The organism is Pirellulales bacterium (genome assembly GCA_035499655.1).
Classification (GTDB): Bacteria; Planctomycetota; Planctomycetia; order Pirellulales; family JADZDJ01; genus DATJYL01.
Map to the genome: position 1 here is coordinate 1 of DATJYL010000105.1, position 13019 is coordinate 13019.

Sequence of the window (13019 nt, forward strand, 5' to 3'; positions counted from 1 at the left end):
GTACGGGCCCGGTATGCCCCTCGAGATTAGTTCGGATTCCAGCAACCCGATGACCAAATACTATGTTACTTTTGTCGGTCGAAATGCTAAAAGAGTCTTGGAGACGGCTGGCTTTGGTCCAAGTGGTTTACGACAAGTGCGATCGCTGCACGAAGTGCAGGATATCTTTGAGATGCTGCAGGTGAATGGCTTGGCGCACTCACATTTTAGCCAGCAACTATGTGGCTCGATTGTTCAGACGTTAGCCTACAAAATAGCAGAACAAGCCCTCCCCGCGGACGCCAGATATTCGCGAGCACTGTTTTCCTATCTTGATGTTCGCGAAGCCATCGATAAGCACTTTTTGGAGATGAATACTGTTGAAGATGTCGCGGCACACTGCCATAAAACGCCGCATTATATTTGTACGCTCTTTAAGCGTTTCGACCACGTGACGCCATATCAGTATCTGAATCGAGTTCGGATGCAATACGCAGCTAATTTGCTGAGTGAGCCCGGGGTATTAGTGAAGCAGGTAGCGCGGCGACTTGGTTTTACGGATCAATTTCAATTTTCTAGGGCATTTAAGCGGGTATTCGGGGTTCCTCCTTTAGAATTTCAACAGCAGCACGCCGCCAAGTGATCGACATGAAGGAACCACCATTCGAGGGATAAGTGCGCTCGCGGATTTTGCAAATCATCGTGCTGTGTGACACTGCAGGCATGACATGGCAAGCTTAGTACGTTTCTTAAAACGTAAGTAAGTCTTCGGGTCTGACGCATTCAAGCACCTGCCCCCCGACTTTTCTTCCACAAAAACCTGTTATATGATGTGACTCTCGAGCAGGAGATGCACCAATGAATATCATGGGATCGGGGAGTTACCAAACTCCAGACTCCGATTAGCGATTTGTGAATGTCAAACCATCCATTCTTGGATTACAGCCTACCTTTGGCTTTGGCGACCGGCTGGGAGTCGCGACGCCAGGACATGTTAAGGCGTTATGTCGGACGGGTGGGCCGATTCGAGGCATCTTTGCCCAACAATCAATTCGCGAAATGTCGCGCACTGGGCGCACTGCCCAGCAGGTTATGCAAGCAGCCACCGAGGCACTCTCCCAGGTCAACTACGTTGATGCCTGGGGAGCTGACGCCGACCACTTGAAAACATCAGAAGATGTGCACCACACAGCTCAAGCTGGGTTCACGTTTTTTACCATCGATCCATCAGACTATGTTGATCGCAAAGCCGATGATTACGGCCACAGCGACTTGGAAGAAAAGTATTTCGCACTAGGAGAACACGTAAACTGGGTCGATTTGTATTTGGGCAAAGTCGTCCGAGTGCCACATGGTCCAGAGATTTTGTTCGATCGGCCGACAGTATTGCGGACGGCAGTAAAGTATGGAAACGCTATTAGTCATGCGCTGCAAATGGGCGAATGCATTCAGAAAGCAGTCAGCCAGCGCGGCGGATCGTGTGAACTTGAACTCAGCGTCGACGAGACCGATCAACCGACAAGCGCAGCAGAGCATTACATCTTTGCCGATCAGCTCCGTCGCCATGGTTTGCCGCTGGTGAGCTTGGCGCCCCGTTTTATTGGTAATTTTGAGAAAGGAGTCGATTACAAAGGCGACCTGCAGGCACTGACCACGGCAATGTCCGAACATGCGGCAATCGCCCAGTATTTGGGGCCTTACAAATTGAGTTTGCATTCGGGGTCCGACAAGCTTTCGATGTATGGCTGCTTGGCGCGTTCAACGGGCGGCTTATTCCACGTAAAAACAGCCGGAACAAGTTATATGGAGGCATTGCGAGTCGTGGCATTGCGCGCGCCGGCGGAATTTCGAGAAATCGTGTCGTTTGCGAGAGAGCGTTACAACGCCGACAAAGCCACGTACCACGTCTCTGCCACCATCGAGTCTGTTCCAGGTCCTGCCCACATTGCCGACGACATCGAGCTACAAAAAATCTATTTGGAGCGCTGGATCGATGTGCCAACAGGCCGTGGATTTACATCACTGGGGCGTCAGATTTTGCACTGTACGTTTGGATCGATCCTCACCGATCCGCGCTTCGGTCCGCTGGTGATGCAGGTCGTCAGGGAAAATCAGGCCCTGTACAACGAAGTATTAATAGCTCATTTCCAGCGGCATTTGAACGCCTTGAATGCAGGATGATGACAAGCCGAAAGTCGAGGCATTTCTAGTTACAGACTGAATTCCCTATGCAATACCGTTCGCTTGGAAAAACCGGAATGAACGTATCGGCGCTGAGCTTCGGGGCATCCTCACTCGGCGGTATCTTCCGCAATGTCAAAGAGGCAGATTGCGTGCGCACCGTTCGAACGGCATTAGATCTGGGAATTAATTTCATGGACGTTTCGCCCTACTATGGATTAACAACCGCTGAGACCATTTTAGGTCGATGTTTAAAAGGTATCGCGCGTGATCGCTACTATTTGGCTACCAAATGCGGTCGTTATGGCGCGGATGCCAAAGATTTTGATTTTTCAGCCCGGCGTGTAACTTCCAGCGTGAATGAAAGTTTGGGCCGGTTGGGCACCGACTACGTCGATATTATCCAAGTTCACGACGTGGAATTCGGGGATATTGAGCAGATTGTCGATGAAACCATTCCCGCATTGCTGCGAGTCAAAGACTGCGGCAAAGCCCGTTTCGTCGGCATCACGGGTCTGCCATTGTGTATGTTCACACAAATCGTAGAACGACTGCCGAACGACACAGTAAATACTATACTTTCGTATTGCCACTACGCACTCAATGACACTTCACTTTTGGAAATTGTTCCAACTTTACAATGTCGCGGCGTGGGCATTATCAATGCGTCTCCACTGAGCATGGGTTTGCTGTCATTGCGTGGCGCACCGGGTTGGCATCCAGCTCCGGCTGAAATCAAACAGCGATGCCGCTTGGCCGCGGAGCATTGTCAGCGACATGGCACCGACATTGTCAAATTAGCCATGCAATTCGCCGTCAGCGAGCCAAGCATTGCAACCACTTTGTTTGGCACTGCCAATCCGAAAAATTTGTCACAAAATGTAGCTTGGATTGCCGAGCCAATCGACGGGGAGCTACTCACGGAAGTGCATGAGATCTTGCAACCTATACGCAATCTAACTTGGCCGCAGGGTCGGCCCGAAAACAATCAACAAGACAACAGCGCCTCCAAAGCAAGCATTTTATCGATTTGATGAAAGCTGCAACCGATAAAAGCGGCTGGCTGTTTTACCAAAGATATCTGACCGTTCATCTGCGGATAAACTCCATAATGCCTGATGTGCCGCTGCCAGAACTTCGCTGTACTCGCCGGCTAATCGGCACATCGGCCAATCGCTGCCAAACATGAGGCGCTGCGGCCCGAACAAATCCAGCACAATATCGACATACGGAAACAGTTCCTCAGCGCTCCAACGCTGGTGGTCCGCTTCAGTGATCATTCCAGAAAGCTTGCAATAAATATCTGGAACCCGAGCAACGGCAGCCAAATCAGTTTGCCATGGTTCGAACTCACCTCGACCAATGAGCGGTTTAGCCAGATGATCGACGACCATTTGCAAGCCTGGCACACGGTGGGCCAATTGCGGAATGTACTTTAAATGCTGTGGACGCAACAGCAAATCGTACTTGAGCCCGCAACGGGCCAAGACCTTCAGGCCGCGCACCACGCATTCGTCCAGCAGCCAACGTTCATCTGATTCGTCATGAACAATGTGCCGGACGCCAACCAGCTTCACTTGGTCGCTGAAGCGGTCGATGTGCCGCTCCAAATCCGGGGATTTCAAATCTAGCCAGCCAACGACACCGGCAATCCACGGATTTTCCGTTGCCAACTGCAAGGCCCATTCTGTTTCTTCAAGACTATGCAGCGATTGCACGAAAACCGTTCGATCGACTCCCACTCGATTCAGCACGGGCCGCAAATCAGCGGGAAGAAAGTTGCGACGCACGGTCTGCATGTTGGCGGTCATCCAAGGATAGCTAAACCGGCCTAAATCCCAAAAATGTTGATGGGCATCAACCGTCACGGGCTTTTCATACTCATGCATTACACGAACTCTTTTCTTACTCCAACGACCAAGAGCAAATTGGCAAACAATCTTTGGTCGGCAGTTTGGATCGTAAGTACGTGTTCAGGCGACTGCACAGTCCGATAGAACTCCCAGCGTTCCAGCGGTTGCAAGTCTACCGCGATGCTTTGTTCACGCAGGATATTGCGAAATTCCTTCCAAATGGTTGGATCTTGCTGCATGGCATGCGCTCCGCTTGTTTCCGGCTGCATGGTGAGGGCGGCTTCGATTGGGATTGCTGTAGCCAGCGCTTCCAGCACTTGCGTGCAACTGACAACGCCCGGCAGCAAATTCAAACTTACCAGTTCCGCTCGTGGTCCTAGAGTTGACGAGGCTGGATAGTTTCCGTCTGCAATCAGCACCTTGGCGCTATGGCCGGCGCGGCCCAGTACTGCGTTAATTTGCGGGTGAAGAAGCTGATGCTTGAGCATGAGATGATTAGTGTTCGAGCGCGATGGCCAACAATTTCCGGTTAGTTGCAGACATTGACCATAGCTTTAAGCACCCCCGACTCAGGCTGAGTATACGATAGGAATACTTCCGGCAACTCGTCGAACTCGGAGCGATGGGTAATCCAAGGCCGTGTATTAATGCGTCCTGTTTCGATGAGCTGAATAATTCGGGCAAAGTCCTCCGGCAGTGCATTGCGCGAGCAGAGCAGCGTACCCTCCGACTTATGGAACAGCGCATGACGGAATGTCACTTCCTCACCGGTTAAGCCTACGAACACAAGTCGTCCACCTTGTGCAATGTATCCAAAAGCTTGAGACATCGACTTATGGGAGCCGGTGGCATCAAAAACGACGTCGGGCAAGTGACCGTTGGAAAGTTCGCGCAAATCGGCCTCGACGTGCTCCGAAGGCGTCAGCGTGTGAGCAACTCCCATCACACGGCGGCAAAATTCCAACCGCGACGGTTGAATATCGAGCACGATGATTTTGGCCCCCGCTAAACGCACAAATTCCAATACTGATAGTCCTATGGGGCCGGCACCGATAATCAAGCAAGTATCATCCGCTTGCACCGCTGCGCGATTCACAGCATGGCAGCCGATCGCCAATGTTTCCACCAGCGCCAACTGCTCGTAATCCAGCCGGTGGGAAACGTGTAATTTGCGCGCAGGCAAAACAAATTGTGGTCTTAGGCCACCGTCGATGTGAACGCCGAGTACTTGCAAACGCTCGCAGCAATTGGGGTTCCCGCGGCGGCTGGCATAACTCGTAGGATCGTTGATATACGGTTCTACGGAGCAATGGTCGCCAGGTCGAACATTCGCAACCCCTTGGCCAACTTCGAGCACTTCCACGCCTAGTTCGTGCCCAGGAATCCGCGGGTAGCTGAACAGAGGCATTTTGCCCAGATATGCACTTACATCGGTCCCACATATACCGACCCGATGTACCTTGACCAGCGCCTCACCGGCGGCCGGCGAATTTGGAGATTGAATCTCGATGGTCCGCCAGAGCTTGGGTCCGGCAAGCGATAGGGCCTTCATAAATAATCTACTAAAGTTCTGCGTCCAAACTAGTTTTCCACAACGCGATCATCTTATTCCCCACGTTCACATTTCTACAAGTCGCGGATGTGCGGTTGCTCATTTTGGGGCGATCATCGACTGATTTTCGAAGCTGGTAACCAAGTGGCGTTGAAACTCCTTCGGTGACAGTCCCAATACTTTTTTAAATATCCGCGAAAAATGAAATGGGTCCGCCATACCAACTTGCTTGGCTATATCCTTGACAAGAAGATTGCGATCCGTCAATAAATCTGCAGCCCATTTCATTTTTTTTGCATTAAAAACTGATAAGGAGACACATGATCATAATTTTGAAAGAGTCGACAGGCATGAGACACGGACACTTTGCAACGCGAAGCGACATCTTTGATATTTTTCAAGTTTGCAAAGTCTTCTTCGATCAAGTCTTTTATTTTTTGATAAGTTGCCAGTGCTCGGAGATCATCACTAGGATGTTTGATCGTTTGCTCGGCGATTTTAAGGGCAAGAGTGTTAAGAACAGAGTCGCAAAGCGATTGACTGTATGATGTCCAATTTAGACCGTAATGGATCATGAGTTCATACAGATCTCGAATATCCGTGACGTGTGAGATTTGAGTGATCCCAGCGGGGGCAAAGCCTATGGATTCCAAGAGCTTTTTGGCGTGCTTTCCAATGAAAGTGATATAGTACTTCAGCATGAGCTGTCGGGGATCAGCTTGAATGGCCAATGAAGAATTCGGTACATAGCCAAATACAGTACCGGGTATGAGATTGTAGCGCTTTCCGCGAAGCTCCAATGTTCCCTTCCCCTCTGCGACAAATTCAATGCTGTAGTACGGGAACATCGTCCTGAGAATTATATAATCAGCACGGACTCGCTCCGAGCCGCCCAAAACAACTTTCATGGGCAACGACGTCTTGGTTCCAAGGTCGAAGTAGAATCGCCGAGCTTTTATAATCTGTTTTGAAATAAAACTCGGCAGTTCTCCCGGCGAAAGTCGATGCGAACGATCAACATCATCAAAAAACTGCTCTGAGCGATTCATAAATAAACTTACTTCGAAAGCCAGAGAGATCGTATTCTTTCAATTTGCAATCTTAAAAAAATTCCAGCTGTGAACAATGAGGCGTTCTCGTAACGTTACGATCTGGGTCTGATTTGTCATCTGAGAGGCGAGGGTAATCGCTTGCCCGAACAGAGTCAATCATTGCCAGATCATGGCCAATCGAGATTGATGCAAATAATATCCATGTCAGCGCAAATATTAGACAGGCCTGCGCAAATATCCTGCACGCCAGGGCAAGCTATCTCCATTCCCAGAGTTGCGAGTTGAAATACACTAAGGCATTAGACATTTTCTTTTCGTCTATTCGATTTGCATCGCCGAGTGGGGAGAGTCGGGGAGAAAGAAGTCGGTCATTCAACCGTCTTCGCGGCGAAGTGTTGGGAATTCTGGCCATCGAAAGGTCAACGCAATGGCCGAGATGGTTGTCATTGCAGAGGAATCAATTTCTTCTAGACCCTATTGGTAAAGAGAGCTCGAATGATTGCGCCATCGCTCGTCTCGGCGCACGACAAACGCGTACCGAGCGTGACACAGGATAATCTTGAACACTCAGCATTTACGCTAGTAGAACTGTTGGTAGTGATCGCCATCATCGGCATTTTAATCGCATTGCTGCTGCCGGCGATTCAAGCAGCGCGTGAAGCGGCGCGACAAACACAGTGTAAGAACAACTTGAAGCAACTCGGCTTAGCGGCCCAAACTCATTTGGACGCGCAAAAGACTTTTCCCACCGGAGGCTGGGGGTACAAATGGATGGGCGATCCGGACCGGGGTTACGGTATTAATCAGCCTGGCGGCTGGGGATTTACTCTATTGCCGTTTATCGAACAAAAGTCGATTTTTGGATTGGGACAGGGTAGTGCCGGTAGTTCCCAAAAATATGCTGCCCTAGGAGTTATGGCCGCAACGCCGGCACCCTTTTTCTCGTGTCCTAGCCGCCGAGGTGACAATGGCTTTGTGGGAGTGTTTAACGCCAGCGACCTTCCCCTGTATAACGCAACGGGAATTGTAAATGGTGCGCGGGCTGATTATGCCGGCAATGGTGGTACCTTGGTGCCGGGCAATCCTCCAGGTGGCCCTGCACAAGGTTCGGATACAACTTCTTCTTTCAATGTGATCTCTTACATGAATGGCCAGTCGGCTTATACGTCCTCGACAGGAGTTATTTTTCAAGGCAGCTCATTAAAATTGAGGCAGATTCCCGACGGCCTGACGAAAACCTACCTAATTGGCGAAAAACTCGTGTTACCGGTGTGCTACACGCCAGATCCCACAAGTGTTAATTCGGCCCCTTGTTATGGCGACAACGGAAGCATCTATGGCGGCTACGATTGGGACATCGTGCGGTGGGCCGCTAGCGCCGTCAACGGTCCCACGACAATTCCCACAACGGCCAGTTCTCCCGGGTCGGGCGACATTACTCCACTTCGAGATTCAGTTCAACTCACCAACATGGCCCAAGAAACCTTAAATTTTGGCAGTGCGCATGCCAATGGTTGCTTCTTTGTGATGTGCGATGGATCTGTGCAGATGATTCCATTTACCGTCGATCAGCGAGTTCATTGGAAACTGGCCAATCGCATGGATAGCAAGGAAGTGGACATACCTTAGGCGCCAGCTTGATTCAACAGGTCTGTGGGTTGGATGGATGCAGGATTCACGTTCGACTCCGTCATGTTTCCAGAAAAGTTGGTGCAGGCCGGTGGGCCGCATCATGTATTAAAACATCGAGATAATACGATATATTGTCGCCAAAAAATCAATCTGTTCCGCGATCGAAGCGTGCTTCCACGCATTGCGTCAGGCTTGCTAAATGGGGCTCGGCGACGTGGTAATACGCTTTGCGCCCCTCTTTTTGACCGCCAAGAGACGGCAGTGCTGCATGAGCCGAAGATGCTCCGAAGCCATGTGGCTGGGGATTTCGCAGGCCCGGGCCAGTTGTCCCACCGTGTAACGGCCGCGAAATAACATTTGGACCATGCGCAACCGATGGGGATGTGCCAGGGTCTTCAGGCATTCGGCGGCGTGATTTCCAAGGTTTGGGCAAATTCTAGGGCGGAGCGGTTAGAGCTGGCCCTGTGATTGGCGAAAAGCGGTTATCGCGCGTTTAACTTAACCTACGCGCCTCCATTTCAGGGCGTAGCGAGGGCCGATGCTTGCAGTGCAAGGAAAAGTTTTCGTGATCGGGAAAACCGGCACGTGGGGCTGATGTCGCCTACCCCGGCAGGCCGACAAAGATAGCAGAGTCGGAGTTCGCGCTCTGGTTGCGCGCCGGCGATATCAACCCGTTGAGGACGGATCCAATGCGAAACATGTTTTGCCGAGTGTTATCTGCGCAGATTTTGCTAGGCGTGATTTCGTTTTTGCCAGCATCTGCTGGCGCGGCCACGCCCACCATTGATCAAGCCCTGAAGTTAACCCCGGTGCAAAAAGATGTGGATTACGATATTCCCGCCCCGGCCGACATCGCGAAATGCACCATTAAAGCCGAGAAAGTGGGCAATCAAACGGGTTGGGTGGTGCGGGGACCCAACGGGCAAATTTTGCGCGAATTTGTCGACACCAACGGCGACAACGTGGTCGATCGCTGGAGCTACTTCAAAGACGGCATCGAGGTGTATCGCGACATCGACGAAAACTTCAACGGGAAAGCAGACCAACATCGTTGGCTGAACACGGCCGGCAGTCGCTGGGGTTTGGACCCGAACGAAGACGGCAAAATCGACTCGTGGAAGAGTATTTCACCAGAGGAAGTAACGGCCGAAGTGGTGATGGCCATTCGCGATAAAGATGCGGGCCGCTTCAATCGTTTGTTGTTGACACCGGGGGAAGCCAAATCGCTGGGTTTGGGAGCCGCGAAAACCAAGGATTTGCTCGAAAAAGTGACCGGCGCCACGTCGAAGTTTAGCGACCTAATTCACACGCAGCACAGCGTTACTCCCAACACGCAATGGGAGCATTTTGGCGGCAGTCGGCCGGGTTTAGTTCCTGCCGGAACCGACGGCGCCACGGCTGATATCATCGCCTACGAAAACGTGATGGCCATGACCGAAACCGATGGCAAAGACGGCCAGGTTTCGGTCGGCACGCTGATCAAAGTGGGCGACGTGTGGCGCGTGATCGATGCCCCGACGATTCCCGATCCAAACAGCAAATTGGCGGAGGTCGACGGCTTTTTCTTCCAAACGGCCAGCCGCGCCAGTGACACGACGGCGGCGGAATCCAACCCGGACGGCCCAAGCGAAAAAGTGCAGAAAATGATGGACGAGCTTTCGAAGCTCGACGAAGCGGTGGGCAAAGCCAGCACGGAAGCGGAGCAAACCCGGCTGAATGACCGCCGTGTGGAATTGATGCTTGGTATTATCGACGAAGTTGGGGAAAAAGACCGGGCACAGTGGATACGCCAGTTTGCCGACGCGGTGAGCGCTGCCGCCCAAACCGGCATGTATCCGGGGGGCGTGGAAAAGCTGCAGACGATGCTCGATACGGTGGAGAAGAGTGCCGGGGATTCGGCCCTGGCGCCGTATGTGAAATACCGCCTGCTCACGGCCGGTTACGGCTCGAAGCTGCAAAAGGGAGACGAGTTCGTCAAAGTGCAGGCGGAGTGGTTAGATAACCTCGAAAAATTCGTGCAAGATTATCCGAAGGCCAGCGACACCGCCGAGGCCCTACTGCAATTGGGCATTGCGCAAGAATTCGCAGGGCAGGAAGAAAAGGCCAGAAAGTGGTATGGCCAGTTGGTTTCCGATTTTGAAAGCACTGCTTCAGCGACAAAAGCCCGGGGCGCGCTGAACCGCATGGACAGCGTCGGCAAGCCAATGCAACTGCGGTCTAAAATGGTAACCGGCCAAGCGTACGATATCGCCAAGGAGCACGGCAAATACGTGCTGGTGCACTACTGGTCCACCTGGTGCGAGCCGTGCAAAACCGATTTCGCGGAACTCAAAGAGTTGTATGCGAAATACGGCAAAAGCGGCTTTACGCTGGTCGGCGTGAATGTCGACACCAATCTGGCTGACGCCAACGAATACTTATCCAAAAACCGACTTCCCTGGCCGCAACTGTGGGAACCGGGCGGACTGGATAGCCGCTTGGCCAACGACATGGGCATCTTGACACTGCCCACCATGATTTTGGTCGACGACAAAGGCAACGTCATCAACCGCAGCGTGCACATTACCGAGCTGGAGACGGAACTGCGGTCGCATTTGAAGAATGCAGATTCGGCGGGTAAGTGATCGGCCAAAGATTTTCCGCCCGCAAATAATCGTGAAGGGCGAAATCGCTTGAAAAAAGCGACTTTGCATAAACTTTGCCGGTTGTATAAATTGCAAAGCTGTCGTGGCTTTGGCGGGAAAAGCCTCGCCAAAACCGTGATTCGCAAAAAAATATCGCACGGCAAAATTGGCGTAACTCACGCTTGGCTAAGCGCAAACCACACTGCTGGCAGCATTTTGCCAGCGGTGCATTCTCTGGAGCTTGGCACGATAATCGCTTTCTTTCTCCCGTGATGCCCAGCAAGGAAGCTTGGGCTACAAACTCATCCCGGCCGCCGGGATGGAACCGGGAGTGAACGCCATGCAGGAAGTGCATTTTTCGGCGCTGGTTTGGCTATTTGGACTTGTCCAGTTTGCTGGTTGGGCGTGCGGTTTCGTTGCGCGCTTAAGTGCCCGCTGGCGATATCAAGCATTATGCCACGCCCTATTTGCTTTGGCCTTAGTCGTGGTAGGAATTTCTACTTCGCTGGCGCTGGCCTTGGGAGCGAAGTGCTGGCTGCTATCAGCCAGCACGTTAGCGGGGATGATTTTGCTGGCGATTTGGGACTTCGACCATCGTCGCCGCCCGGCAACGATCTAGCATCGCCGTCACCATCTCGCATATTGTGCCGTTTTCCCGCGTGCCCGTCCCGAGGCAGAGCCATGGGATCGATCATCCTCGTTTCTATGCTGCTTTTGAAAAAGCTCTTTCGCCGCTGGTAAATCTTTTGTCTGAGCTTGCCGATTCGCTAGCAGTGCCAGCGGCGCTTTAAGCGCCACTCTCGTCAAATCCGAAAAAAAACTCCCCTTCGGCACAATCGGCAACCGACACCTATTCACAGCGGCACCTCGGGGACGTCGAGTTTGCGCCAAGAGGGTGTGCGCTGGGAATGCAACATCATCGATCGACGGGCTCACCCCGGTCAACAACGCCGGTTATAACCCTGCCACCTAACGTGGCCACGCCATGATAGCAATTGGCAACCGGGAAACGCTCGTCGAACGATCGCCAGGGCACGGTTCACACAGGAGGGGAATTATGCGACGTGTTTTATGGACGGCGGCGCTGGTCAGCAGCGCCTTGTTTGCCGGCATGGTTCGGGCCGGTGATCAAGAGACTTCGCAGCAAATTGCGGACAGTCTCAAAAGTCATTTGAAAAATTACAGCGTGGCGGTGAAGGTGCAAGATGGCACCGCATGGCTGAACGGTTTTGTGGCCAATCCGAAGCAAATGAGCGTGGCCGTCGAAACCGCCCAACAAACGCCCGGCGTGGAGCGCGTGGTCAATAACCTGACCATCGGCAGTGCGGCGGCAGCATCGCCTGCTTCCAATCTGCAACAGCCCGGCAACGTGGCCAGCGGCGCTGGCGCCGCCAGTACCGCACAGCAAGCCGTGCAGCAAACGGTTGACACGAGCAGGTTGAACGAATTTCATCCTTCGTCGCCTTATCGCCAACAGGTGATTCAAGCCACGTTGGATTTGCCGGAGGAAGCTAAGCAGCAGTTGCTGGTGGCGGGACCCATTCCCGAAACGGAAGACGAGTCGGCCAGTTTCAGCAGCCAATCTGCACAGAATCTAAAAACTTCTCCGGCGCACGCTGCCCAAGAAAACGGTGCGGCGTCCATGGCGAGCGGTCAACCCTATCGGGCCAATGGCCAGACAGCGCCGGGTTACTTTCCGGGAAATGCGGGCAATGGCTCGATGAATGGTGCGTACAACCAGGGAAATCAGATGGCATATAACAATTCGAATGCGGCGTATTATGCGCCCGGTCCTGGCGGCATGGCTCCTAATGCCAGTGGCCCGATGCGGCCCACCATGCAGTCGGTTCCATTGCCGATTGGCGCCGCCAATCCCACGCAATACCGGAATGCTGCGATGCAAAACGGCGGCACTGGTGGAGGTGGCGAAGGAATTTCTCCGCCGCAACCCGTCCCTTCCATGCAGCCGATGGGTCCGGGTGCGCCGGCCCCGTATCATTTCGATCATCCGCAGATGCCCGGCTATGCGTGGCCCAGCTACGCCGCTTATCCGAACTATGCGGCGGTGACGTATCCCAAACAATACTCGCCAACGGCGTGGCCGTACATTGGGCCGTTTTACCCGTATCCGCAAGTGCCGCTGGGC

At 52.7% G+C, this 13019-nt stretch carries 11 protein-coding genes and 1 pseudogene; 7 read left to right on the forward strand and 5 right to left on the reverse strand.

The window, feature by feature from the left end:
* The 3 genes from VMJ32_07490 to VMJ32_07500 form a co-directional block, all read left to right on the forward strand.
* Positions 1-622, forward strand: a 622-nt coding sequence (locus VMJ32_07490) for a helix-turn-helix transcriptional regulator (GenBank protein HTQ38854.1), incomplete at its 5' end; no start/stop codon positions are given.
* Positions 623-891: 269 nt separating this feature from the next.
* Positions 892-2160, forward strand: coding sequence for a tagaturonate epimerase family protein (locus VMJ32_07495; protein HTQ38855.1), 1269 nt, complete (start codon positions 892-894; stop codon positions 2158-2160).
* A 47-nt stretch (positions 2161-2207) separates the two neighbouring features.
* Positions 2208-3194 carry an aldo/keto reductase gene (locus tag VMJ32_07500; protein ID HTQ38856.1) on the forward strand — a complete coding sequence of 329 codons (987 nt, stop codon included), beginning with the start codon at positions 2208-2210 and terminating at the stop codon, positions 3192-3194.
* Here the strand turns inward: VMJ32_07500 and VMJ32_07505 are convergent.
* From VMJ32_07505 to VMJ32_07520, 4 genes are all read right to left on the reverse strand, one after another.
* Entirely contained in the window at positions 3183-4049 is an 867-nt protein-coding gene (locus tag VMJ32_07505) for an amidohydrolase family protein (GenBank protein HTQ38857.1), read from the reverse strand. The two genes, VMJ32_07500 and VMJ32_07505, sit on opposite strands and share 12 nt — an antisense overlap.
* Entirely contained in the window at positions 4049-4501 is a 453-nt protein-coding gene (locus VMJ32_07510) for an RbsD/FucU family protein (GenBank protein HTQ38858.1), read from the reverse strand. The genes VMJ32_07505 and VMJ32_07510 overlap by 1 nt, the downstream gene beginning before the upstream one ends.
* Before the next feature lie 41 nt (positions 4502-4542).
* Positions 4543-5565, reverse strand: coding sequence for a zinc-binding alcohol dehydrogenase family protein (locus tag VMJ32_07515; protein HTQ38859.1), 1023 nt, complete (start codon positions 5563-5565; stop codon positions 4543-4545).
* A 284-nt stretch (positions 5566-5849) separates the two neighbouring features.
* Positions 5850-6614, reverse strand: a complete 765-nt coding sequence (locus VMJ32_07520; GenBank protein ID HTQ38860.1) for an AraC family ligand binding domain-containing protein — start codon at positions 6612-6614, stop codon at positions 5850-5852.
* 498 nt (positions 6615-7112) lie between these two features.
* Between VMJ32_07520 and VMJ32_07525 the strand changes: the two genes are divergently transcribed.
* On the forward strand, positions 7113-8246 hold the full coding sequence (locus tag VMJ32_07525; protein ID HTQ38861.1) for a DUF1559 domain-containing protein: 1134 nt from the start codon (positions 7113-7115) through the stop codon (positions 8244-8246).
* Positions 8247-8394: 148 nt separating this feature from the next.
* Here VMJ32_07525 and VMJ32_07530 read toward each other — a convergent pair.
* Positions 8395-8684, reverse strand: a pseudogene (locus VMJ32_07530) (metalloregulator ArsR/SmtB family transcription factor).
* A gap of 254 nt (positions 8685-8938) precedes the next feature.
* On the opposite strand from VMJ32_07530, the gene VMJ32_07535 reads away from it, so the two are divergent.
* The 3 genes from VMJ32_07535 to VMJ32_07545 form a co-directional block, all read left to right on the forward strand.
* The gene (locus tag VMJ32_07535) at positions 8939-10873 is read left to right on the forward strand and encodes a thioredoxin-like domain-containing protein (protein HTQ38862.1); all 1935 of its coding nucleotides are present in this window, start codon (positions 8939-8941) and stop codon (positions 10871-10873) included.
* A gap of 289 nt (positions 10874-11162) precedes the next feature.
* The gene (locus VMJ32_07540; GenBank protein HTQ38863.1) at positions 11163-11492 is read left to right on the forward strand and encodes a hypothetical protein; all 330 of its coding nucleotides are present in this window, start codon (positions 11163-11165) and stop codon (positions 11490-11492) included.
* A 438-nt stretch (positions 11493-11930) separates the two neighbouring features.
* Positions 11931-13019, forward strand: a 1089-nt coding sequence (locus VMJ32_07545) for a BON domain-containing protein (GenBank protein HTQ38864.1), incomplete at its 3' end; no start/stop codon positions are given.